Annotated in this window: 22 protein-coding genes; 11 read left to right on the top strand and 11 right to left on the bottom strand. The window is 71.1% G+C overall.

Annotated elements, in window-relative coordinates:
* The first annotated feature begins 154 nt into the window (after positions 1-154).
* The 5 genes from ACIQK6_RS15790 to ACIQK6_RS15770 all read left to right on the top strand — a co-directional run bounded on the left by ACIQK6_RS15790 (position 155) and on the right by ACIQK6_RS15770 (position 5,078).
* Entirely contained in the window at positions 155-1,093 is a 939-nt protein-coding gene (locus ACIQK6_RS15790; RefSeq protein ID WP_266605029.1) for a cellulose-binding protein, read from the top strand.
* Between the two features lie 101 nt (positions 1,094-1,194).
* The gene (locus tag ACIQK6_RS15785) at positions 1,195-2,190 is read left to right on the top strand and encodes an ABC transporter ATP-binding protein (RefSeq protein WP_329098990.1); all 996 of its coding nucleotides are present in this window, start codon (positions 1,195-1,197) and stop codon (positions 2,188-2,190) included.
* A 2-nt stretch (positions 2,191-2,192) separates the two neighbouring features.
* On the top strand, positions 2,193-2,963 hold the full coding sequence (locus ACIQK6_RS15780; RefSeq protein WP_329098991.1) for an ABC transporter permease: 771 nt from the start codon (positions 2,193-2,195) through the stop codon (positions 2,961-2,963).
* A gap of 145 nt (positions 2,964-3,108) precedes the next feature.
* Positions 3,109-4,245 carry an ABC transporter ATP-binding protein gene (locus ACIQK6_RS15775; RefSeq protein ID WP_329098992.1) on the top strand — a complete coding sequence of 379 codons (1,137 nt, stop codon included), beginning with the start codon at positions 3,109-3,111 and terminating at the stop codon, positions 4,243-4,245.
* Positions 4,242-5,078 (top strand): ABC transporter permease, encoded by an 837-nt coding sequence (locus ACIQK6_RS15770; protein WP_329098993.1) that lies wholly within the window; start codon positions 4,242-4,244, stop codon positions 5,076-5,078. Before ACIQK6_RS15775 ends, ACIQK6_RS15770 begins: the two co-directional genes overlap by 4 nt.
* Positions 5,079-5,080: 2 nt before the next feature.
* Here ACIQK6_RS15770 and ACIQK6_RS15765 read toward each other — a convergent pair whose 3' ends face one another.
* Entirely contained in the window at positions 5,081-5,407 is a 327-nt protein-coding gene (locus ACIQK6_RS15765; RefSeq protein ID WP_329098994.1) for an ATP/GTP-binding protein, read from the bottom strand.
* A gap of 228 nt (positions 5,408-5,635) precedes the next feature.
* On the opposite strand from ACIQK6_RS15765, the gene ACIQK6_RS15760 reads away from it, so the two are divergent.
* Positions 5,636-6,667, top strand: a complete 1,032-nt coding sequence (locus ACIQK6_RS15760; RefSeq protein ID WP_329098995.1) for an LLM class flavin-dependent oxidoreductase — start codon at positions 5,636-5,638, stop codon at positions 6,665-6,667.
* Positions 6,668-6,755: 88 nt separating this feature from the next.
* On the opposite strand, the gene ACIQK6_RS15755 is transcribed toward ACIQK6_RS15760, so the two are convergent.
* Positions 6,756-7,148, bottom strand: coding sequence for an SCO5389 family protein (locus tag ACIQK6_RS15755; RefSeq protein WP_150259400.1), 393 nt, complete (start codon positions 7,146-7,148; stop codon positions 6,756-6,758).
* Positions 7,149-7,368: 220 nt separating this feature from the next.
* Between ACIQK6_RS15755 and nucS the strand changes: the two genes are divergently transcribed.
* Positions 7,369-8,040, top strand: coding sequence for an endonuclease NucS (gene nucS, locus ACIQK6_RS15750; RefSeq protein ID WP_030720861.1), 672 nt, complete (start codon positions 7,369-7,371; stop codon positions 8,038-8,040).
* Positions 8,041-8,095: 55 nt separating this feature from the next.
* On the opposite strand, the gene ACIQK6_RS15745 is transcribed toward nucS, so the two are convergent.
* The 4 genes from ACIQK6_RS15745 to ACIQK6_RS15730 all read right to left on the bottom strand — a co-directional run bounded on the left by ACIQK6_RS15745 (position 8,096) and on the right by ACIQK6_RS15730 (position 12,827).
* Positions 8,096-10,588: an ATP-binding protein gene (locus ACIQK6_RS15745; RefSeq protein WP_329098996.1), complete on the bottom strand. Its 2,493-nt coding sequence runs from the start codon at positions 10,586-10,588 to the stop codon at positions 8,096-8,098.
* Positions 10,589-10,780: 192 nt separating this feature from the next.
* Positions 10,781-11,104: an STAS domain-containing protein gene (locus ACIQK6_RS15740; protein ID WP_030764081.1), complete on the bottom strand. Its 324-nt coding sequence runs from the start codon at positions 11,102-11,104 to the stop codon at positions 10,781-10,783.
* A 175-nt stretch (positions 11,105-11,279) separates the two neighbouring features.
* Positions 11,280-12,128: a 3-hydroxyacyl-CoA dehydrogenase family protein gene (locus ACIQK6_RS15735; protein WP_329098997.1), complete on the bottom strand. Its 849-nt coding sequence runs from the start codon at positions 12,126-12,128 to the stop codon at positions 11,280-11,282.
* Positions 12,129-12,284: 156 nt separating this feature from the next.
* The gene (locus ACIQK6_RS15730) at positions 12,285-12,827 is read right to left on the bottom strand and encodes a hypothetical protein (RefSeq protein ID WP_329098998.1); all 543 of its coding nucleotides are present in this window, start codon (positions 12,825-12,827) and stop codon (positions 12,285-12,287) included.
* A 106-nt stretch (positions 12,828-12,933) separates the two neighbouring features.
* On the opposite strand from ACIQK6_RS15730, the gene ACIQK6_RS15725 reads away from it, so the two are divergent.
* The gene (locus ACIQK6_RS15725; protein ID WP_329098999.1) at positions 12,934-13,506 is read left to right on the top strand and encodes a cob(I)yrinic acid a,c-diamide adenosyltransferase; all 573 of its coding nucleotides are present in this window, start codon (positions 12,934-12,936) and stop codon (positions 13,504-13,506) included.
* Positions 13,507-13,559: 53 nt separating this feature from the next.
* Here the strand turns inward: ACIQK6_RS15725 and ACIQK6_RS15720 are convergent, their stop codons facing one another.
* Positions 13,560-14,141 carry a hypothetical protein gene (locus ACIQK6_RS15720; RefSeq protein ID WP_329099000.1) on the bottom strand — a complete coding sequence of 194 codons (582 nt, stop codon included), beginning with the start codon at positions 14,139-14,141 and terminating at the stop codon, positions 13,560-13,562.
* 163 nt (positions 14,142-14,304) lie between these two features.
* On the opposite strand from ACIQK6_RS15720, the gene ACIQK6_RS15715 reads away from it, so the two are divergent.
* The 3 genes from ACIQK6_RS15715 to ACIQK6_RS15705 all read left to right on the top strand — a co-directional run bounded on the left by ACIQK6_RS15715 (position 14,305) and on the right by ACIQK6_RS15705 (position 18,165).
* Entirely contained in the window at positions 14,305-15,489 is a 1,185-nt protein-coding gene (locus ACIQK6_RS15715; protein ID WP_402694962.1) for a sensor histidine kinase, read from the top strand.
* Positions 15,486-16,139, top strand: coding sequence for a response regulator transcription factor (locus ACIQK6_RS15710; RefSeq protein ID WP_329099002.1), 654 nt, complete (start codon positions 15,486-15,488; stop codon positions 16,137-16,139). Before ACIQK6_RS15715 ends, ACIQK6_RS15710 begins: the two co-directional genes overlap by 4 nt.
* Before the next feature lie 124 nt (positions 16,140-16,263).
* On the top strand, positions 16,264-18,165 hold the full coding sequence (locus tag ACIQK6_RS15705) for a glycoside hydrolase family 18 chitinase (RefSeq protein WP_329099003.1): 1,902 nt from the start codon (positions 16,264-16,266) through the stop codon (positions 18,163-18,165).
* 57 nt (positions 18,166-18,222) lie between these two features.
* On the opposite strand, the gene ACIQK6_RS15700 is transcribed toward ACIQK6_RS15705, so the two are convergent.
* The 4 genes from ACIQK6_RS15700 to ACIQK6_RS15685 all read right to left on the bottom strand — a co-directional run bounded on the left by ACIQK6_RS15700 (position 18,223) and on the right by ACIQK6_RS15685 (position 21,756).
* Entirely contained in the window at positions 18,223-18,669 is a 447-nt protein-coding gene (locus ACIQK6_RS15700) for a DUF2550 family protein (RefSeq protein WP_030008702.1), read from the bottom strand.
* A gap of 190 nt (positions 18,670-18,859) precedes the next feature.
* Positions 18,860-19,231: a F0F1 ATP synthase subunit epsilon gene (locus tag ACIQK6_RS15695; protein ID WP_030008701.1), complete on the bottom strand. Its 372-nt coding sequence runs from the start codon at positions 19,229-19,231 to the stop codon at positions 18,860-18,862.
* A gap of 165 nt (positions 19,232-19,396) precedes the next feature.
* Positions 19,397-20,839, bottom strand: coding sequence for a F0F1 ATP synthase subunit beta (atpD, locus tag ACIQK6_RS15690; RefSeq protein WP_314244063.1), 1,443 nt, complete (start codon positions 20,837-20,839; stop codon positions 19,397-19,399).
* On the bottom strand, positions 20,839-21,756 hold the full coding sequence (locus ACIQK6_RS15685; protein WP_329099004.1) for a F0F1 ATP synthase subunit gamma: 918 nt from the start codon (positions 21,754-21,756) through the stop codon (positions 20,839-20,841). The genes atpD and ACIQK6_RS15685 overlap by 1 nt, the downstream gene beginning before the upstream one ends.
* Positions 21,757-21,762: the final 6 nt, after the last annotated feature.

Below are 21,762 nucleotides of genomic sequence, written 5' to 3'. Positions count from 1 at the left end.
GAACGGGTGACAAGCATTCTGCCGCCTTGCCACTCAAAAGGGGTGTCATTGTCCAGATCAAACGCGGATTGACTCGATGACACGCCGTCTGGGCGCCTAGGATTCCCCTAACACCTCACGTAGCACCTCATCGGTCTCATTCGACAGGAACCCCATGAGCGACACTTCCTCCCCCTTCGGCTTCGAGCTCGTGCGGCGTGGTTACGACCGTGGTCAGGTGGACGACCGCATTACCAAGCTGGTCTCCGACCGCGACAGCGCCCTTGGACGTATCAACTCTCTGGAAAAGCGGATCGAGGAGTTGCACCTCGAAACGCAGAACGCCCAGGCCCAGGTGACCGACGCGGAGCCGTCGTACGCCGGTCTCGGCGCCCGGGTCGAGAAGATCCTGCGGCTGGCCGAGGAGGAGGCGAAGGACCTGCGCGAGGAGGCCCGTCGCGCGGCGGAGCAGCACCGTGAGCTCGCCGAGTCGGCCGCCCAGCAGGTGCGCAACGACGCCGAGTCGTTCGCGGCCGACCGCAAGTCGAAGGCGGAGGACGAGGGCGTCCGCATCGTCGAGAAGGCCAAGGGCGACGCCGCCACCCTGCGCGCCGAGGCCCAGAAGGACGCGGCCTCCAAGCGCGAGGAGGCCGACGCCCTCTTCGAGGAGACCCGCGCGAAGGCCGCCCAGGCCGCCGCGGACTTCGAGACCAACCTGGCCAAGCGCCGCGAGCAGTCCGAGCGCGACCTGGCCTCCCGTCAGGCCAAGGCGGAGAAGCGCCTCGCGGAGATCGAGCACCGCGCCGAGCAGCTGCGCCTGGAGGCCGAGAAGCTGCGTACGGACGCCGAGCGCCGGGCCCGGCAGACCGTGGAGACCGCGCAGCGCCAGGCCGAGGACATCGTGGCCGACGCCAACGCCAAGGCGGACCGCATCCGCAGCGAGTCCGAGCGCGAGCTGGCGGCGCTCACCAACCGCCGCGACTCGATCAACGCGCAGCTGACCAACGTCCGCGAGATGCTGGCGACGCTCACCGGTGCGGCCGTCGCGGCGGCCAACCCGATCGTGGACGACGAGCCCGTGACCCGCGGCGTGCCGGCTCAGCAGAGCCGCTGATTTCCGCCGGGCGGCACGCAGCACCCGTCGCACGCCCGATCGAGGGCCCTATGTCACCTTTTGCGGTGGCGTAGGGCCCTCGGGCGTTCTAGCGTGGCCGCATGATCGAGCTTGAGGGCCTCACGAAACGATTCGGTACGACGACCGCCGTCGACCACCTCAGCTGCCAGATCCGACCGGGGGCGGTGACCGGTTTCCTCGGCCCCAACGGCGCGGGCAAGTCCACGACCATGCGCATGATGCTCGACCTCGACACCCCGACCAGCGGCACGGTCCGGGTCTACGGGAAGCACTACCGCGACCTGCCGGAACCGCTGAAGCACGTCGGGGCGCTACTCGACGCGAAGGCCATGCACGGTGGCCGAAATGCATACAACAACCTTCTCTGCCTGGCCCAATCGAACCGCATCCCGCGACAACGGGTCGATGAAGTGCTGGATCTGGTCGGCCTGACGGCCGTGGCGAAGAAGAAGCCCAAAGGTTTTTCGCTCGGAATGAGCCAACGGCTTGGAATCGCCTCCGCATTGCTGGGTGACCCGGAAATCCTGATGTTCGACGAACCGGTCAACGGCCTGGACCCCGAGGGAATTCTCTGGATCCGCAATCTGATGAAGGGCCTGGCGGCGGAGGGGAGGACGATCTTCGTCTCCTCCCACCTGATGAGCGAAATGGCGCTGACCGCAGACCATTTGGTCGTCATCGGACAGGGAAAGCTGCTGGCAGACCTACCGATGGCCGATTTCATCCGGCAGAACTCGCGCAGCTACGTCCGGCTGCGCACGCCGCAGCAGGAGCGGCTGAAGGACGTCCTGCACGAGGCCGGGATCAACGCCGTCAGCGTTCCCGCCACCGGCACCCTGGAGATCGACGGCGCGAGTGCGGAGCAGCTCGGCGAGCTGGCCGCCCACCACCGGATCGTGCTCCACGAGCTCAGCCCGCAGCGGGCTTCGCTGGAGGAAGCGTTCATGCGCATGACGGCGGACTCCGTCGAGTACCACGCCCACGCACCGGGCACGGCTGCCGACGCCCCGGCCCGGCCGGCCGACGTCCCCGCCTGGGGCGCCGGCTTCCGGGCGACGCGCAAGGCCGGTGAGTGAGCATGGCCTTCACCGCCGTCCTGGCGTCCGAGTGGACCAAGATCCGCACGGTCGCCTCCACCAGCTGGACCCTCGCCCTCGTCTTCCTCGTCACCGTCGGGTTCGCCGCGCTGTTCAGCGCCACGTTCGACCCGAAGACGCTGGACGCGACCCAACGGGCCGCCTTCGACCCCACCTCGACGAGCCTCAGTTCGATGGAGCTCGGACAGCTCGCCATGATCGTCTTCGGCGTGCTGGTCGTGAGCACCGAGTACAGCACGGGCATGATCCGCACCTCACTGGCCGCCGTACCCCGCCGGGAGCGCTTCCTGCTCGGCAAGATGGCGGTCGCGACGGCGCTGGCCCTGGCCGTGGGGCTGCTGACCAGCTTCACGTCGTTCTTCCTCACCCAGGCGCTCCTCGGTGACCTCCGCATCGGGATCGGCGAGGAGGGCGTGCTGCGCGCCGTGACCGGCGCCGGACTGTACCTGGCGCTGCTGGCCCTCTTCTGCATGGGCGTGGCGACCATGCTGCGCAGCTCGGTCGCCGCCATCAGCGTCCTGGTCCCGTTCTTCCTGATCGTCTCGAACCTCCTCGTGGGTTTCGAGGCGACGCGTACGGTCGGCCAGTACCTGCCGGGCAACGCCGGGGAGAGGATCATGCAGGTCGTGCCGAACGCGCTGGGCACCTTCGAGACCCCCTACGGCCCCTGGGGCGGCTTCGGGATCATGCTCCTCTGGACGCTGGCCGCGGTACTCGGGGGCTACGCCGTCCTCCGCAAGAGGGACGCCTGACCTCCCACCCGCGTACTAAGGGGGATCCCCGGGCCCACCTCAGGGGCAGCTCAGGGATTCGGCCGGGACGGAACCGCGGGAACCTCGTTATCCTCTTAACCCTTACGCCGGCGAAAGTCGTCCCGGCCTGGTAAGGGGCAGAAAGATGATCGAGGCAGTCGGCCTGACCAAGCGCTTCGGCGCCAAGACCGCCGTCGACCAGCTGTCCTTCCAGGTCAAGCCGGGGCACGTCACCGGATTCCTGGGGCCCAACGGCTCCGGGAAGTCCACCACCATGCGCATGATCGTCGGCCTGGACCGGCCCACGTCCGGTCATGTCACGATCAACGGCCGGCCCTTCCGGGAGCTGCCGAACGCCCAGCGACACGTCGGGGCCCTGCTCGACGCCAAGGCCGTGCACGGCGGTCGCCGGGCCCGAACCCACCTGCTGTCCATCGCCCAGCTCTCCGGGATCCCGGAGAAGCGGGTGGACGAGGTGCTGGCCGTGGTCGGCCTCCAGGACGCCGCCCGGCAGCGCACGAAGGGCTTCTCGCTCGGCATGGGCCAGCGGCTCGGCATCGCCACCGCCCTGCTCGGCGACCCGCAGGTGCTGCTGTTCGACGAGCCGGTCAACGGGCTCGACCCCGAGGGCATCCTCTGGGTCCGCAACCTCATGCGCCGCCTCGCCTCCGAGGGCCGCACCGTCCTGGTCTCCTCCCACCTGATGAGCGAGATGGCGCTGACCGCCGACCACCTGATCGTGATCGGTCGAGGGCGGCTGCTGGCCGACATGGGTACGCAGGAGTTCATCGCGCACAACTCGGCCGGATTCGCTCGGGTGCGCACGGCCGACACTGATCCTGATGGCCGGGACGCGCTGGGTACGGCCCTGGCCAAGGCGGGCGGCCGGGTCCTCCAGGAGCCCGACGGAGCACTGCGCGTGACCGGCCTGGAGCTACCGCGCATCTCCGACCTCGCGCACGAGACCGGCGTACGACTGTGGGAGCTGTCGCCGCACCGGGCCTCGCTGGAGGAGGCGTACATGCGGATGACCCAGTCCACCGTCGAGTACACCTCCACCGACGACCCGCGTGCCGAGCTGTGGGAACCCGAGCCGCCCTCCGTCCCGGCCTGGGAGGAGGAGGCGGAGGCGGCGGCGGCCCCCGACGTCCCGCAGACCGGCTTCTTCGCGCCCCCGCCGCCCGGGGCGGGCGGGCAGCCCTTCCTGATGCCCAGCGAGCCGGGCGAGCTGGCGAGCACCGCCAGGGACACCACCCCGCACACCCCCGAGGACACCCGATGACCCCGACGACCCCGACGGCGGAGCAGCCCGGGAGCTACAGCTCTCCCCTCGCCACGCCGCGGCCGCACCTGGGGCACGCCATGGCCTCGGAGTGGACCAAGCTGGTCTCGCTCCGCTCCACCCTGTGGACGCTGGGCTCGCTCGTGCTGACCGTGGTCGGCGTCGGCCTGACGGTCGTCGCGCAGACCGCGGACGGGGACTACACGGACATCAACTTCACCACGCCCGCCCTCTTCGGCCTGCTGGTCGGTCAGCTCGCGGTGATCGTCCTCGGGGTGCTGACCATCAGCTCGGAGCACGGCACCGGGCTGGTGCGGACCACGTTCACGGCGGCCCCGGACCGCTTCCGGGTGCTCACCGCGAAGTACCTCGTCTTCAGCATGGTGGCCTTCGCCACCACCGCGTTGTCGGTCTTCGTGGTCGGGATCACCGCGGCGGTCGTGCGCGGCGGCACCGCCTCCGGCCCGCACGCGGCCGGCGAGTGGTTCGGGGCGCTGCTCGGCTGTGGCTACGTCACCCTGCTCGGCGTGCTCGCGCTCGCCATCGGCTCGCTCGTGCGGCACTCCGCCGGGGGGATCGCCGTCATGCTGGGCCTGGTCACCCTGCCGCCGGTGATAGGGGCCATGCTCTCCGTCTGGGAGGCCGTCGCGCCCGCCGGCCGGATGATCCTGCAGCACAACGTGCCGGTGGCGCTGATGACGCTGTTCGGCCTGCCAGGGGGCGGCGACCTGGGCCCGGATCCGAGCAGCCTCTCGCACGTGACGCTCATCGTGCTGGTCACCGGCAGCGCGGTGGCCGCCTCGTACGTGTTCGTCGGCCGCCGGGACGTCTAGGGTCAGTACCGCGGCGCGTTGCGGGACCGCTGCACCTTCGAGGTGCGGCGGTCCTTCGCGTTCCAGCAGGCCTTGTGCCAGTGCCGGCGGTCGTCCACGCCGCCGTATTCGGGCCAGGCCACCAGGTGCGGGGTGCCGGAGGGGATCTCCTGGTCGCAGCCGGGGCAGCGGTAGCGCTTGCCCACCGCGCTCGCGCCGGCCACGTGCCGGACCTTCCAGTCCTCGCCCTGGTACTCCTCCGTGCGCTCCAGCCCGTAGCGGTCGAGGCCGGTGCTCGGGCGTTCGTCCGGGGTCTCGCCGCCCCTGGGGCGGTTGTTGCGCGGTGACACGTATACCTCACGGATGGGCGGACGGCAGTGACTTTCTCCCAGACTACGCGCAGCGAGGCCGGGTACCCGCAGGGTTGCTGAGGAAGGCGGCCGCGCGAGAGGAATGGCCCGACAATCCCAATAACTTTCGTGTCAGCCCGTGCCTTTGGCACGTGTCAGACGTTGTTGCCATAGGAAGAACCGGTCCACCTGGGGGAGGCCGCGTCAGCCGCGAGGAGGATAAAGGCGATGCGCGTAGGAGCGTTTGTACTGGCGGCCCAGTTCCCGGGCCAGGGACAGGGAGAGGCACTGCACCGGGCGGTGCGGACCGCCGACGTGGCAGAGGAGGCCGGGCTCGACTCGGTCTGGCTCGCCGAGCACCACTTCGTCCCCTACGGGGTCTGTCCCTCGGCGGTGACCCTGGCGGCCCTGCTGCTGGGTCGGACCCGGCGGCTGCGGGTGGCCACGGCGGTGAGCGTGCTGCCGAGCACGCACCCGGTGGCGCTCGGGGAGCAGGCGGCCCTGCTGCACATGACCTCGGGCGGCCGGTTCACCCTCGGGGTGGGCCGCGGCGGGCCCTGGATCGACCTGGAGGTGTTCGGGGGCGGCCTGGACAGTTACGAGAACGGCTTCCCGGAGGCCCTGGACCTGCTGCGGCGCTGGCTGACGGAGGCGCGGGTGGGCGCCGCCGGCGAGCGGTACGGGTTCCGCGAGGTGGCCGTCGTGCCCCGCCCCTCGGAGGCCCTGGACGGGGACGCGGCGGGGCCCGAGGTCATCGTGGCCTGCACCTCGCCGGCGTCGGTGCGGATGGCCGCGGAGCGCGGGCTGCCGATGCTCCTCGGGATGCACTGTGGGGACGACACGAAGGCCGAGATGATCGCGCTGTGGCGCAGCACGGCGCTGGCGGCGGGCCACTCGCACGAGCAGGTGGTGGACGCCGGGCACGTCTCCGCCGGGGTGTGCCAGATCGCGGACCGTACGGCGGACGCGCGCGAGACCCTGCTGAAGGCGATGCCGGGCTGGCTCAAGCAGGGCCTCGACGCGCATGTGACGGTGGACGGTCGGGCGCGCGCGATGCGGGATCCGGTCGCCTACACGGAACTGTTGTGCGACCTGCACCCGGTGGGCACCCCGCAGGTGGCGGCGGACCGACTGGCGGCCACGTCGGCACGGACGGGCATCACGCGCTTCGCCTTCCTGACGGAGGGCTCGGGCGATCTTGCCGCGACGGAGGAGAACGTACGCCGGCTCGGCGTCGAGGTCCTTCCCCGCCTCGGCTGAGAGCTGCCGGCCCCACCTGGACGTTTCTTTCGGATCACGCCCGAACGGCATGATCCGAAAGAGGCGGCCCGGACACGGCCGGCAGGGCCTAGCAGTCGCGCAGCTCGGGCGACTGGTTGAGCAGCTGACCGCGGATCGAAGTGAACTTGGCCAGCCGGTCGTCCACCGAGGAATCCAGCGGGAACACCGCCACCCGGTGGCAGTTCTGGAATGCCAGGCGCACTCCGAAGTGCCGCTGCAGCGCACCGCGTATCGCGTCACTCGCGAGGGCGCGCAGCAGCTGCCCCCGCGCCTGCTCGTCCGGGGGCGGCGTCTGGTTGTCGGCGAACTCTCCGCCGTCCACCTTCAGCTGAGCCACCAGCGAGCTGATCATCTCCCAGGCGAAGGGCAGGGAGGTCCGGACGCAGTCGACGAAAGCGGCTTCGTCGACCTCGCCTCGCTCGGCCTGTTCGAGTAGGGCCGGTGAGACGTCGAGCGACATGGGTTCTCCTCTCGCGACCCCGGCCGTTTGGGTTGCCGGAGTCTTACGGGCAGGGAAGGAGGTCGCGACGCAGAGTGCACGCTCGACAACCTCCCGCTCACCACGGTAGGCGTCCCATCGGTGACGCACCAGGAGAATGCGCATACAACGCGCCATCGGCGAACGGGGCTTTCAGGGGCGAATCGCGTGAAGGCCTTCTCGTCGAGTAGCGTTGCCGACCATGCGTCTCGTCATCGCCCGCTGCTCCGTCGACTATGCGGGCCGGCTCACCGCCCATCTGCCCTCGGCACCCCGTCTGATCCTCGTGAAGGCCGACGGCAGTGTCTCGATCCACGCGGACGACCGAGCGTACAAACCGCTCAACTGGATGTCGCCGCCGTGCACCCTCAAGGAGGGGAGCGGTGATGAGGCCAACATCTGGACGGTCATCAACAAGGCGGGCGAGAAGCTCATCATCACCATGGAGGAAGTCCTCCACGACTCCTCCCACGAGCTCGGCACCGACCCGGGGCTCATCAAGGACGGCGTCGAGGCGCACCTCCAGGAACTGCTCGCGGACCGCATCGAAACGCTGGGCGAGGGCTACACGCTGATCCGGCGCGAATACATGACGGCGATCGGCCCGGTGGACATCCTGTGCCGGGACGCCTCGGGCGCGACGGTGGCCGTGGAGATCAAGCGCCGCGGCGAGATCGACGGTGTCGAGCAGCTGACGCGCTACCTCGAACTCCTCAACCGCGACCCGCACCTGGCCCCGGTCCGGGGTGTCTTCGCGGCCCAGGAGATCAAGCCGCAGGCGAAGGTCCTGGCGACGGACCGCGGCATGGACTGCGTGGTCCTGGACTACAACGCGCTGCGCGGCATCGAGGACGACAAGCTCCGCCTGTTCTGATACTCCGCCGCGCTCCGCACAACGGCTCCGTCCCGAGGGACGGAGCCGTTGTCGTTCACTGCTCCGTGACCGGTGAGACGGCCGTACCCGTCTGGGTGGCGGTGGCCGTCGGCGTGGGCTCGCCGGTCCCCGTCGGGGTCGGCGAGGGCTCCGCGCTGGTCGGCGCGGGCGAAACGGGCGTCGCCGGCGGGGACTTGGGCGGCGTCGGGGACGGGCGGCGCGACGGGGTCCGGGCGGGGCTGCGGCCCGGGGTCGGGGCGGCGCTCTGCCCGGGCGCGGAGGTTTCCGCCGGCGGGGCCGATACGGGCGGCTCCGGTGCAGGATCGTTCCCGCTGTTCACGGTGGTCGTGGTGGACTCCGTGACCGTGGGGGTGGCGGACACCGCCGGTCCCTGCTCCGGGGGCGCGCTGTCCGAGGAGCTCAGGGCGAGGCTCACGGCCGTCCCCAGCGCCACCACCGCCAGTGCGCCCGCGCCGGCCAGCAGGACGAGCCGGCGACGGCCGGGGGACGGGGTCGGTGCGGTGGTGGGCCGGGGCGCGGCGGGCGGTGCGGGCGGGGCGGGCTTCGGATTCAGCGGGAAGGCGTCCTCGAAGACCTCGGACAGCGTCGTGGGCGCGTCCGAGCGGCCGGTCACCGGCACGACCGGGGTCATCCGGGTCACGGCCTCGGCGGATACCGGGGCCACGGGGGCGACCCGGGCTCCGGGAGCCACGGGGGGCACCTTGCTCGTGGGCGCCTCGGAGGCCGCCGGGGACGTCGTGGGCAAGGGGGCCGTCATGGGCGCGGGGGCGGCCTTGGGTGCCGCGGCGGCCGGCGTGGCCACCGTCACGGCCTCCCCGGCCGCGGCAGCAGCGACCGGCGCCTCCAGACGCAGCGGGGGTGATGCGGCTGCCCCCGCCGTCTCCTGGTCGACGACGAGCGCGAGCGCCCGCCGCCCGGCGACCGTGCCCCGCTTGTCGGCCAGGGCGCCCCGCAGCCCGATCGAGGTCTCCAGCTCGGCCCGTGCCCGGTCCAGGCGCTCTTCGCACAGGGCCAGCACCCCGAGCTCGTGGTGGAAGTACGCCTGCTCGGCGACCTCTCCGGCCTTGCGCGCGGCCTCCGCTCCCGAGCGCAGCACACGCTCCCAGGCCTCCCAGTGCAGCGAGGCCGCGAACGCCGGAGCCGCCGTGCGCGCCAGCAGCACCGCCGCGACCACGTCCGCTCCGGCCAGTGCCGCCAGCACCGCGTCCGCCTCCGCCGCGACCCGCTCCGGGACCACCGAGGCGTGCCCGGTCCACCAGGCGTAGTGCCGGGCGGCCGTGCGGGCCGCCTCCGGCGCGGTGTCCCCGTAGCCGACCTCCTCCAGCTGTCGTGCGACGCCGGACGCCAGCCGGTACCGCGTCCCGACGGGCGTCAGCAGGCCGCAGGCCAGCAGCTCCGCCACCGCCGTGTCGGCGTGGGTGTCCCCCACCAGCGCGGGCAGGTGCGCGTGGTGCGGGAGTTCGCCGCCGAGCGCGCACGCGATGCGCAGGGCCGCGCGCGCCGACTCGCTGACCCGCGAGGCCAGCAGCTCTGCCGGGGCGGCGGCCTCGGCGAGGGTCGGCAGCGGTACGTGCACGGCGTCGCGCGGGCGCCCTTCGAAGACGCCGGGCTCCTCCTCCTCGTCGTCCTCGTCGCTGTGGTTGAGCTCGTCCCGCTGCCGCAGCAGCGCGGCGGCCTGTACGAAGCGCAGGGGCAGCCCCTCGGAGGCGAAGCCCAGGTCCCCCGCCCAGGCGGCCTCCTCGTCCGTCAGCGGTCGTCCGACGCCCGCTTCCAGCAGTTCCAGGCAGTCGGCCTTGCCCAGTCCGCCGAGGAAGACCTCCTCGACGTGCGAGTCGTCGGAGGGGGCCCGGGTGTCGGGGGTCCCGGCCAGCAGGTAGGCGCATTCGGGGGTGGCGCGCATCAGCTCGTCGAGGGCGGTCCCGCCCATCTCCAGGTCGTCCAGGAGGACGACGGCGCCTATCTCCCGTACGCGGGCCAGGAGCTCGGCCCGTCCGGGGCGCTGCTGCTCGGCCTCGTACACGGTCGCGTAGAGGGCGTGGAGCAGTTCGCCGGGCTGCTGGTGCCCGTATCCGCTGAGCCGTACGACGCCGTCGGGCGCGAGGCCCGCGCACCGGTCGGCGACCGCGTCGAGCAGTGCGCTGCGGCCGGACCCCGAGGGCCCGGTCAGGCGTACGGACCGGCCCCGGCCCAGCAGCCGCACCAGCCGTTCGCACTCCTCCTCGCGCTCCAGCAGGGGGCGGGCGGGCGCGGCCGGGCCCGGCAGTGCGGGCGGCCGGGCGGCGGTGGCACGGGCCGCGCGGGCGGCCTCGGTGCGCTTGGCGGGTCGGGCCGGCTCGGTGCCGGGGCGCAGCGGTTCGATCTCGCTGCCGTCGACCGGGTTGACGGTGAGGGCGAACCCGCCCGCGGTCAGGCTGACGACCCGTGCGGGCCAGGCCGCCGCGGGCGTCGCGGAGACCGTGGGCGCCACGGGCGCGGAGCCGCCCGTGGGCTGCTCGTGCTGTTCGGTCTGCCCGTGTGTACGGTCCATGACCCAGTCCCCCGATCGCGGGCCGCGCGCCTCGCCGTCGTACCGCCCGGCCTTCGCGCACCCGCTGTCGCCACCGGTCCGGTTTCCGCCCGAACCCTAGACGGTGGCCGGTCGTGCGGGAAACCGCAGGGGTGCGATCACCACCGGACCGTTACGTTTCCGCCGGGAATGCGGAGGTCAGCGGGGTGCCGGTCAGACGCGGGGCAGGGACTCGGCTTCCAGGCCGCCTTCGATCGCGAGGATCCGGTGCAGCCGGGTCGCGACGAGCAGCCGCTGCATCTGCGGCGGCACGCCGCGCAGGACCAGGCGCCGGCCGGTCCGGCCGGCGCGGCGGTGCGCTCCCATGATCACGCCGAGACCGGTCGCGTCCCAGGAGTCGAGCCCGGTGAGGTCGAGCACGAGATCGCCCTGGCCGTCATCGAGGGCGGAGTGGAGGGCCGTACGGGCGTCCGCCGCGCTGCGCACGTCGAGGCGGCCCCCGACAGCGAGTTCGGCGTGGTCGCCCCTGATGTGCATGTGTACTCCCGGCAGTACTGCGTACGTATGGTCCGACTGGTCCGTGGTCGGCAACTCTCACTGCAACTGACTGCCGCGCGGGCAGGGAAGTTGCCGACCGTGAGCGAACCGATACTTAATTCACCCTTAGGGGTGAAGGCATTCGAACGGTGGCGCTCCGTGGCAGGGCCAGGCCTCAGTGCTTGTAGAAGCCCTGGCCGCTCTTGCGCCCAAAGTCCCCCGCGTCCACCATCCGGCGCATGAGCTCCGGCGGGGCGAACTTCTCGTCCTGGGACTCGGTGTAGATGTTGCTGGTGGCGTGCAGCAGGATGTCGACGCCCGTGAGGTCGGCGGTGGCCAGCGGGCCCATGGCGTGACCGAAGCCGAGCTTGCAGGCGATGTCGATGTCCTCGGCGGAGGCCACGCCCGACTCGTACAGCTTTGCGGCCTCGACGACCAGCGCGGAGATCAGACGGGTCGTCACGAAGCCGGCGACGTCGCGGTTGACGACGATGCAGGTCTTGCCGACGGACTCGGCGAACGCGCGGGTGGCGGCGAGGGTTTCGTCGCTCGTCTTGTAGCCGCGCACGAGCTCGCACAGCTGCATCATCGGAACGGGCGAGAAGAAGTGGGCGCCGACGACCCGCTCCGGACGCTCCGTCACGGCCGCGATCTTCGTGATCGGGATGGCGGAGGTGTTGGAGGCGAGGATCGCGTCCTCGCGGACGATCTTGTCCAGGGCGCGGAAGATCTCGTGCTTGATCTCGATCTTCTCGAAGGCCGCCTCCACCACGATGTCGACGTCGGCGACCGCGTCGAGGTCCGTGGTGGTGGTGATGCGGGCGAGCGCCGCCTCGGCGTCCTCCGCCGTCAGCTTCCCCTTGGAGACGAACTTGTCGTAGGAGGCCTTGATTCCGTCCGTGCCACGGGTCAGCGCGGCTTCGGTGACGTCGCGGAGCACGACGTCCCAACCCGCCTGAGCGGAGACCTGCGCGATTCCGGAACCCATGAGTCCGGCACCGATGACGGCGAGCTTCCCAGCCACTACACACCCCTCGTTTCCCTACGGCACAGTCACGTAGTCACTCCGGCGGAGACTAGCGCCCGGGCGGTGCGGTGTGACCGTGAAGTAACACGCGTCACGTCTCAGATGACGGACATCACACCGGTACGGCCCAGCAGCCCTGCCCGGCCGTCCAGTTCACGCACCGTCGGCCCCGGGGCACTTCTCGGCCAGTGCGCGCAGTCGCCGCAGCTCCTTGCGCGCGGCCCCGAGATGCCCGATTTCGACGGCCATGGCGCCCCGGCCCGCGAGGTAGTGCGCGTCGGCCCCGGCCTGCGCGTCCGCGTGCGGGCAGGTATGGATCTCCCGTTGCAGGAAGCGGAGCCGCGCGAGGATGTCGCGGGCCGCGGGGAGGTACGCCCGCGCGGGCGCGTGCTCCGCGCGCAGCATGTCCTTGGCGTAGTCCCAGACACGCGCGTCGTGTTCGGCGGCGCCCGGTTCGCCCGGATGGTGCGGATGCTCCGCCCAGCGGGCGGCGTGCTCGCGCAGGTCGTCGACGCGGTCGAGGGCCTCCCCCAGCCGCCCGGCGGCCACGGCCGCGCGCCCGTCCCGGGCGCACTCGGCCGGTTCGGCGAGGTGGTGGTCCGGGCCCGGTGCGTGCCGGGTCGCCAGGAAGCCCGCCAGGAGGTCGATCTGCTGGGCGGCCTCTGCCAGCCGCCAGGTGTAGTACGCGTCGGCCACGTGGCCGCTCCCCCGTTCCCGGGGCTCCCACGGCCCCCTCGGACCGTACGCGGACAGCGGCGACCTCGCCCGGATTTTCCCCGGCGGGGCCGTCTACCCTGGCCGCATGGTGAACCTCACGCGCATCTACACCCGTACCGGCGACCGGGGCACGACCGCTCTGGGCGACATGAGCCGTACCGCCAAGACCGACCTGCGGATCTCCGCGTACGCCGACGCCAACGAGGCCAACGCGGCCATCGGGACGGCGATCGCGCTCGGCGGGCTGTCGGCGGACGTGGTGAAGGTCCTGGTCCGCGTGCAGAACGACCTGTTCGACGTCGGAGCGGACCTGTGCACCCCGGTGGTCGAGAACCCGGAGTACCCGCCGCTGCGCGTGGAGCAGTTCTACGTGGACAAGCTGGAGGCGGACTGCGACCTCTTCCTGGAGCAGGTGGAGAAGCTGCGCAGCTTCATCCTCCCCGGCGGCACCCCCGGCGCGGCCCTGCTCCACCAGGCCTGCACCGTGGTCCGCCGCGCCGAGCGCTCGACCTGGGCGGCGCTGGAGGTGCACGGCGAGGTGATGAACCCGCTGACCGCCACCTACCTGAACCGGCTCTCCGACCTCCTGTTCATCCTGGCCCGGGTGGCCAACAAGGAGGTCGGGGACGTGTTGTGGGTGCCGGGCGGCGAGCGCTGAGCGGGGGTACCGCCGGTCGGTCCGGGCCCGCGGCCCGACCGGCGTGACACCGCCTAACCGTCGGTCCGGGCGAGCCTGCGTTCCTCGGCGGCGGCGTCCGGGACGGCCGGGGGCTTGCTCGGCCAGACCGTGTACGCCGCGGCGACCAGGGCGTGGATCCCGACCACCCGCAGGGCGGCGAACTGCCAGCCCTGCAGCGAGCTGACGTCGCCTGTGTCGCCCACGTGCCAGATCGCCGCCTGGAGCAGGCCGAGGGCAACGGCCGCGCCGAGGACGGTGCGGGCCCACAGCTTCCACTCGTGGACGGCCCGCGCCTTGCCGTAGCCGGCGCCGACCGGCTTGGGCCCGCCGGCCAGGCGGTACGCGGCGTGCCCGTCGAGCCACTTGATCGTGTAGTGGCCGTAGGCCACGGTGTAGCCGATGTAGAGCGCCGCGACACCGTGCTTCCAGTCGGGTTCCGCCCCGTTCTTGAGGTCGACCGTGGTGACGACCAGCAGGATCAGCTCCATCAGCGGCTCGCACAGCAGGACCGCCGCCCCCAGCCCGGGCATCTTCGCGAGGTACCGCAGCGCCAGTCCGGCCGCCAGCAGTACCCAGAAGCCGACCTCGCAGGCGATGATCAGCGCGACGATCATGGGACTCTCCGTCCGCTCGGGTTCTCCGTTCCCTTCCAGGCTCCCGTCCTGCCGGGTCCGATACGTCGTCTCCATTGACCATGTGGGCCTGCATCGTTCGATGTACCCGAACCTCGGCCTGCCTGCCGACGTGCGGGGCCCGTGCACCCTGTTGGATGGGAACGTGACCGAGAAGAGCCTGCGCCCCCACCGTGACGACGTCTTCCTCGCGGTGGTCAGCACGGCCGCGGGCCTGGTCTTCTGGTCGCTCGGCGTCTACAGCAGCCCCGGCCGGGGCTTCCTGCCGGCCTGGGCGGCCCTGGTCCCGCTCGTGGTCCTCGGCTCGATGGAGCTGCTGCGCCGCACCAAGCCGAATCTGACCCTGACCGTCGGCACCATCGGGGTGATCGTCGACCAGCTCACCGTCGGTAGCCTCGCCACCGTCGTGATCTTCACCGACCTGATGTACGCCGCCGTCGTGTACGGGAAGCCGGCCATGGCCCGGCGGCTCCCGATCACCACCGGCATGGTCACCCTCGTGGTCACCATCGCGTCGCTGGCCTGGCTGCGCGTCCCGCAGGCCCTGCTGATCGGCGCGATCACCGGCATCGTGAGCTTCGGCCCGGCCCTGACCGGCGCCACCCTGCGCAACCACCGCGAGGCCGCCGAGGCCGCGCGGCTGCGCGCCGAGCAGACCGCGCTGTTGGCCGAGATGGACCGCAGCCAGGCCGTGGCTGCCGAGCGCGCCCGGATGGCCCGCGAGCTGCACGACATGGTGGCCAACCACCTCTCCGCCATCGCCATCCACTCCACCGCCGCGCTCTCCATCGACACGGCCGCGACCAGCCGGGACGCGCTCGGGGTGATCCGCGAGAACAGCGTGCAGGGACTGGCCGAAATGCGTCGGCTGATCGGGCTGCTGCGGGACGCCGGCGGCGACACGGAGCCGGTCGCCGTGCCCTCGTTGGACGGCCTGGAGGCCCTGCTCGGGCAGGCCAGGACCAACGGCTCGGCCAGCGGGCTGACGTTCGCGCTCCACGACGACCGCCCCTCCGGGGAGCCTGCGGCGGCGCCCGTGGAACTCGCCGCGTACCGGATCGTCCAGGAGTCGCTGACCAACGCCCTCAAGCACGCCGCCCCGGGCACCGTCACCGTCCGCGTGGCGCACGCCGACGGGCTGCTGACCGTGGGGGTGGACTCGCCCTTCGGGGATCGGCCCGGGCCCCGCGCCCCGGGCTCGGGAGCCGGGCTGATCGGCATGCGGGAGCGGACGGAGCTGCTGGGCGGGGAGTTCACGGCGGGGCGGTCCGGTGCGGTCTGGCAGGTGCGGGCGACACTGCCCGCGGAGGAGAAAGCGGTGGAGGCATGACCATTCGGGTGGTGGTGGCGGAGGATCAGGGCGCGGTCCGGGCCGGGCTGGTGCTCATCCTGCGCAGCGCGGGCGACGTGGAGGTGGTGGGCGAGGCGGGCGACGGCGAGGAAGCGGTGCGCCTGGCCCGGGAGCTACGGCCGGATCTCGTCCTCATGGACGTGCAGATGCCCCGGCTCGACGGGGTGTCCGCGACCCGTCAGGTGGTCTCGGAGGGCCTGGCCGACGTCCTGGTGCTGACCACCTTCGACCTCGACGAGTACGTCTTCGGGGCGCTGCGCGCGGGGGCCGCGGGCTTCCTGCTGAAGAACGCGGACGCCGCGGAGCTGATCGCGGCGGTACGGACCGTCGCGCGCGGGGAGGGGCTGATCTCCCCGGCGGTGACCAGGCGGCTGATCGCGGAGTTCGCGGCGCCCCGCCCGGCGCGGCCCGCCCCGGCGCCGGAGCGGGCCGCGGCGGTCGCCTCTCTCACCCGGCGGGAGCGGGAGGTGCTGAGCGCGCTGGGCGAGGGCCTGTCGAACGCGGAGATCGCCGTGCGCCTGGAGATGGCGGAGGCGACGGCCAAGACGCACGTCAGCCGGTTGCTCGGCAAGCTGGAGCTGCGCAGCAGGCTCCAAGCGGCCGTGCTGGCGCAGGAGTTGGGGATATAGGCACGTAGGCGCGCACCGGTCTGGACCTCTTGACGGTTGGTCCAGACCTTTCTACGCTCGCCGCAACACTGTGGTGAGCGTGCCATGACAAAGCGTGCTCACGGGCGGCGCAGGTCCCACCCCCATGTCGCAGTCGGCCCCACGACCGCGACGGACCTACGGAGGATCACCCTTGAGCACAGCATCCCCACCCCGCACCGGGCGCACCCGGCTCTTCCACCGCGTCGCGGCGATCGTGGCCGCGCTCGCCCTGCCCGTCACCGGCCTCGTCGCACTGGCCGGACCGGCCCAGGCAGCCGCAGCCGCGACGGCGACGTACACCAAGGTCTCCGACTGGGGCTCCGGCTTCGAGGGCAAGTGGGTGGTGAAGAACACCGGCACCACCACCCTCAGCAGCTGGACCGTGGAGTGGGACTACCCGGCGGGCACCTCGGTCACCTCCGCCTGGGACGCCACCGTCACCAGCTCGGGCACCCACTGGACCGCCAAGAACCTCGGCTGGAACGGCACCCTCGCCCCCGGCGCGAGCGCCAGCTTCGGCTTCAACGGCGCCGGCGCCGGCGCCCCGAGCGGGTGCAAGATCAACGGCGCCTCCTGCGACGGCACCACTCCGCCCGGCGACGCTCCCCCCACCGCTCCCGGCACCCCCACCGCGAGCAACGTCGCCGACACCTCGCTCACCTTGACCTGGACCCCGGCCACCGACGACAAGGGCGTCAAGAACTACGACGTCTACCGGGGCTCCGCCAAGATCGCCACGGTCACCGGGACCAGCTACGCCGACTCTGGCCTGACCAAGGGCACGACGTACACGTACAGCGTCACCGCCCGCGACACCATCGACCAGACGGGCCCCTCCTCCGGCTCCACCACGGTCACCACGACCGGCGGGGTCATCCCCCCGGACCCGGGCGGCAAGGTCAAGCTCGGCTACTTCACCAACTGGGGCGTCTACGGCCGCAACTACCACGTGAAGAACCTGGTCACCTCCGGCACCGCGGGCAAGATCACCCACATCAACTACGCCTTCGGCAACGTCCAGAACGGCCAGTGCACCATCGGGGACGCCTACGCCGACTACGACAAGGCCTACACCGCCGACCAGAGCGTCGACGGCGTCGCCGACACGTGGGACCAGCCGCTGCGCGGCAGCTTCAACCAGCTGCGCAAGCTGAAGAAGGCCTACCCCAACATCAAGATCCTGTGGTCCTTCGGCGGCTGGACCTGGTCCGGCGGCTTCCCGCAGGCCGCCGCCAACCCGACGGCCTTCGCCCAGTCCTGCTACAACCTGGTCGAGGACCCGCGCTGGGCCGACGTCTTCGACGGCATCGACCTGGACTGGGAGTACCCGAACGCCTGCGGCCTGTCCTGCGACACCAGCGGCCCGGCCGCCTTCAAGAACCTGATGCAGGCCGTGAAGGCCCGGTTCGGCGCGAACAACCTGGTCACCGCGGCCATCACCGCCGACGCCTCGGACGGCGGCAAGATCGACAAGGCCGACTACGCGGGCGCCGCGCAGTACGTCGACTTCTACAACGTCATGACGTACGACTTCTTCGGTGCCTGGGCGGCCCAGGGCCCGACGGCCCCGCACTCCCCGCTCACCTCCTACGCGGGCATCCCGCAGGCCGGCTTCAACTCGGCCGACGCCATCGCCAAGCTCAAGGCCAAGGGCGTCGCCGGCGCCAAGCTCAACCTCGGCATCGGCTTCTACGGCCGCGGCTGGACCGGAGTGACCCAGGCGGCCCCCGGCGGCACCGCCACCGGGCCCGCGCCGGGCACGTACGAGCAGGGCATCGAGGACTACAAGGTGCTCAAGACCAGCTGCCCGGCGACCAGCACGGTCGCCGGCACGGCCTACGCCAAGTGCGGCAGCAACTGGTGGAGCTACGACACCCCCGCCACGATCGCCGGGAAGATGACCTGGGCCAAGCAGCAGGGCCTCAAGGGGGCCTTCTTCTGGGAGTTCAGCGGCGACACCACCAACGGTGAACTCGCGAACGCGATCCACACCGGGCTGCAATAAGGACCGAAGCCGGGGAGACGGGTCCGCCCCCGTCTCCCCGGCTTCTCGGCGTACCGGCTAGGCCACGTTCACCCGCTGGCCGGGGGGCGCCGCCTCCAGCCACGCGAGGAACCCGGTCAGCGCGTCCTCGCTCATCGCCAGCTCCAGGCGGGTCCCCCGGTGGAGGCAGCCAAGCACGACGGCGTCGGAGAGCAGCGCCAGCTCCTCCTCGCCCTCCGGGGCACGGCGGGCGACGACCTCGATGGAGGAGCGCTCCAGCAGCCGCCGCGGGCGCGGGGAGTACGAGAACACCCGGAACCACTCGATCCGGTCACCGCTGTAGCGCGCGACCCCGTACACCCAGCCCTTGCCGGAGATGTCGGGCTCCTCGGACACGCCCCAGCGCATGCTGCAGTCGAAGGTGCCGCCGGACCGCTGGATGAGTCTGCGGCGCAACCCGAAGACAAACAGCCCGATCACCACCAGGATGACGACCAGGCCGCTCACAAGCAGAGCGAGGAGCATCTTCACCGACCTCCTCGCTCATCGAATACACATGAGAAACGGGGGCCCCTCCCAGACGGAGTCTGGGGGAGGACCTGCATCGCCTCAGCCGCGACCCGGTCTGGAAAATTCCAGCACGGACCGCGGCTGAGGTCTGTCGGGTCCCGGAGGTCGCCCCCCGGGACTCAAACGATCAAACTCCGACGGGCGTTCAGCCCGTTACGGCGCGCAGCCGGACATCAGCGCGACGCTCGGCGGCCGCATCGGCCTCCGCCTTCGCGCGCTCCAGTGCCCGCTCCGCACGCTGGACGTCAATCTCGTCCGCGAGCTCGGCGATCTCGGCCAGCAGGGACAGCTTGTTGTCCGCGAACGAGATGAAACCGCCGTGCACCGCGGCGACGACGGTGTTGCCGTCGCTGGTACGGATGGTCACCGGGCCCGATTCCAGCACACCGAGAAGCGGCTGGTGACCGGGCATGACGCCGATGTCGCCGGACGTGGTGCGGGCGACAACAAGGGTGGCCTCGCCGGACCAGACATTGCGGTCCGCCGCGACCAGCTCGACGTGCAGCTCAGCAGCCAAGGTGGCTCCTCGGGTCACCACCCGGCGGGTCGGCCGGGTGTTGGGTCAAATTCTAATGGGCGTGGGGAGAGGGACGGGACACACCCGCCCCTCTCCGTCTGCAGACGGCGTCGGCCTTCGCCGGCGGCCTGCGAACCGGATGCGCTCCGTGAGGAGCGCGCCGGATCAGGAGACGCCCAGCTCCTTGGCGTTGGCCTTCAGGTCCTCGATGCCACCGCACAGGAAGAACGCCTGCTCGGGGAAGTGGTCGTAGTCACCGTCGCAGATCGCGTTGAACGCGGTGATCGACTCGTCGAGCGGAACGTCCGAACCGTCCACGCCGGTGAACTGCTTCGCCACGTGGGTGTTCTGCGACAGGAAGCGCTCGACGCGACGGGCACGGTGGACAACGAGCTTGTCCTCCTCGCCCAGCTCGTCGATACCGAGGATCGCGATGATGTCCTGGAGGTCCTTGTACTTCTGCAGGATCCCCTTGACGCGCATCGCCGTGGCGTAGTGGTCCGCCGCGATGTACCGCGGGTCGAGGATGCGGGACGTCGAGTCCAGCGGGTCCACGGCCGGGTAGATGCCCTTCTCGGAGATCGGACGGGAGAGAACCGTCGTCGCGTCGAGGTGGGCGAAGGTGGTCGCCGGCGCCGGGTCGGTCAGGTCGTCCGCGGGGACGTAGATCGCCTGCATCGAGGTGATCGAGTGACCACGGGTCGAGGTGATGCGCTCCTGGAGGAGACCCATCTCGTCGGCCAGGTTCGGCTGGTAACCCACCGCGGAGGGCATGCGGCCGAGCAGGGTCGACACCTCGGAACCCGCCTGGGTGTACCGGAAGATGTTGTCGATGAAGAAGAGCACGTCCTGCTTCTGCACATCGCGGAAGTACTCCGCCATGGTCAGACCGGCGAGCGCGACGCGAAGACGCGTGCCCGGCGGCTCGTCCATCTGGCCGAAGACGAGCGCCGTCTTGTCGATGACGCCGGAGTCGGCCATTTCCTCGATGAGGTCGTTGCCCTCACGGGTACGCTCACCGACGCCCGCGAACACCGACACACCGTCGTGGTTGTTGGCGACGCGGTAGATCATTTCCTGGATCAGAACGGTCTTGCCGACACCGGCACCACCGAACAGACCGATCTTTCCACCCTTGACGTACGGGGTGAGGAGGTCGATGACCTTGACGCCGGTCTCGAACATCTCGGTCTTCGACTCGAGCTCGTCGAAGCGGGGCGCCTTGCGGTGGATCGGCCAGCGCTCGGTGACGTTGGCGTTCTCCTCCGGGTAGTTCAGCACCTCACCGAGGGTGTTGAACACCTTACCCTTGGTGAAGTCACCGACGGGGACGGTGATGCCCTCGCCCGTGTCGGTCACCGGGGCCTGGCGGACCAGGCCGTCGGTCGGCTGCATCGAGATGGTACGGACGAGGCCGTCACCCAGGTGCTGCGCGACCTCGAGGGTCAGGGTCTTGAGCGCGCCGTCCTCGGCCGGGTCGGTGACCTGGACCTTGAGGGCGTTGTAGATCTCGGGCATGGCGTCGACGGGGAACTCCACGTCGACGACCGGGCCGATGACCCGGGCGACGCGGCCCGTGGCGGCGGCCGTCTCAACAGTGGTCGTCATTACTTGTCACTCCCCGCGGTCGCGTCAGCCATGGCGCTCGCGCCACCGACGATCTCGCTGATTTCCTGGGTGATTTCGGCCTGGCGGGCCGCGTTGGCAAGCCGGGAGAGGCTCTTGATGAGCTCTCCGGCGTTGTCGGTCGCCGCCTTCATCGCGCGGCGGCGGGCGGCGTGCTCGGAAGCGGCCGACTGCAGCAGTGCGTTGTAGATGCGGCTCTCGACGTAGCGCGGCAGCAGGGCGTCGAGGACGTCCTCCGCCGACGGCTCGAAGTCGAACAGCGGAAGGATCTCGCCCTTCGTGCTGGTCTCCTCCGGAGCCTGGTCAAGGCTGAGCGGCAGCATCCGGCCGTCGACCGGGTTCTGCGTCATCATCGACACGAATTCCGTGTAGACGATGTGCAGCTCGTCGACGCCACCCTCGGCCGTTTCCAGCTGGATGGCCTCGATCAGCGGCCCCGCGACGCGCTTGGCGTCGGCGTAGGCCGGGCTGTCGGTGAAGCCGGTCCACGAATCCGCGACCTTGCGCTCGCGGAAGCCGTAGTAGGCCAGCCCCTTACGGCCGACGATGTAGGTGTCGACCTCCTTGCCCTCGCCGCGCAGCCGCTCGGTGAGCCGCTCCGCCTGCTTGATGGCGTTCGAGGAGTAGCCGCCGGCCAGACCGCGGTCGCTCGTGATGAGCACGATCGCGGCACGGGTCGGCGCCTCGGCCTCGGTGGTCAGGGCGTGCTTGGTGTTCGAGCCGGTCGCCACCGCGGTCACCGCACGGGTGAGCTCGGTCGCGTACGGCATCGATGCCGCCACCTTGCGCTGCGCCTTGACGATGCGCGAGGCGGCGATCATCTCCATCGCCTTGGTGATCTTCTTGGTCGCCGTGATGGCACGGATGCGACGCTTGTAGACCCGGAGCTGCGCTCCCATGAGTCA

Source organism: Streptomyces sp. NPDC091682 (assembly GCF_044756625.1).
In the GTDB taxonomy this organism is placed as follows: Bacteria; Actinomycetota; Actinomycetes; order Streptomycetales; family Streptomycetaceae; genus Streptomyces.
This window is presented reverse-complemented; position numbering and strand designations above follow the sequence as displayed.

Excerpts from the sequence above, each read along its gene's own strand:
- ACIQK6_RS15790 (WP_266605029.1), top strand. The coding sequence starts at position 155 with ATGAGCGACACTTCCTCCCCCTTCGGCTTCGAGCTCGTGCGGCGTGGT.
- ACIQK6_RS15785 (WP_329098990.1), top strand. The coding sequence starts at position 1,195 with ATGATCGAGCTTGAGGGCCTCACGAAACGATTCGGTACGACGACCGCC.
- ACIQK6_RS15780 (WP_329098991.1), top strand. The coding sequence starts at position 2,193 with ATGGCCTTCACCGCCGTCCTGGCGTCCGAGTGGACCAAGATCCGCACG.
- ACIQK6_RS15775 (WP_329098992.1), top strand. The coding sequence starts at position 3,109 with ATGATCGAGGCAGTCGGCCTGACCAAGCGCTTCGGCGCCAAGACCGCC.
- ACIQK6_RS15770 (WP_329098993.1), top strand. The coding sequence starts at position 4,242 with ATGACCCCGACGACCCCGACGGCGGAGCAGCCCGGGAGCTACAGCTCT.
- ACIQK6_RS15760 (WP_329098995.1), top strand. The coding sequence starts at position 5,636 with ATGCGCGTAGGAGCGTTTGTACTGGCGGCCCAGTTCCCGGGCCAGGGA.
- ACIQK6_RS15755 (WP_150259400.1), bottom strand. The coding sequence starts at position 7,148 with ATGTCGCTCGACGTCTCACCGGCCCTACTCGAACAGGCCGAGCGAGGC.
- nucS (WP_030720861.1), top strand. The coding sequence starts at position 7,369 with ATGCGTCTCGTCATCGCCCGCTGCTCCGTCGACTATGCGGGCCGGCTC.
- ACIQK6_RS15745 (WP_329098996.1), bottom strand. The coding sequence starts at position 10,588 with ATGGACCGTACACACGGGCAGACCGAACAGCACGAGCAGCCCACGGGC.
- ACIQK6_RS15740 (WP_030764081.1), bottom strand. The coding sequence starts at position 11,104 with ATGCACATCAGGGGCGACCACGCCGAACTCGCTGTCGGGGGCCGCCTC.
- ACIQK6_RS15725 (WP_329098999.1), top strand. The coding sequence starts at position 12,934 with ATGGTGAACCTCACGCGCATCTACACCCGTACCGGCGACCGGGGCACG.
- ACIQK6_RS15720 (WP_329099000.1), bottom strand. The coding sequence starts at position 14,141 with ATGATCGTCGCGCTGATCATCGCCTGCGAGGTCGGCTTCTGGGTACTG.
- ACIQK6_RS15710 (WP_329099002.1), top strand. The coding sequence starts at position 15,486 with ATGACCATTCGGGTGGTGGTGGCGGAGGATCAGGGCGCGGTCCGGGCC.
- ACIQK6_RS15705 (WP_329099003.1), top strand. The coding sequence starts at position 16,264 with ATGTCGCAGTCGGCCCCACGACCGCGACGGACCTACGGAGGATCACCC.
- ACIQK6_RS15700 (WP_030008702.1), bottom strand. The coding sequence starts at position 18,669 with ATGCTCCTCGCTCTGCTTGTGAGCGGCCTGGTCGTCATCCTGGTGGTG.
- atpD (WP_314244063.1), bottom strand. The coding sequence starts at position 20,839 with ATGACGACCACTGTTGAGACGGCCGCCGCCACGGGCCGCGTCGCCCGG.
- ACIQK6_RS15685 (WP_329099004.1), bottom strand. The coding sequence starts at position 21,756 with ATGGGAGCGCAGCTCCGGGTCTACAAGCGTCGCATCCGTGCCATCACG.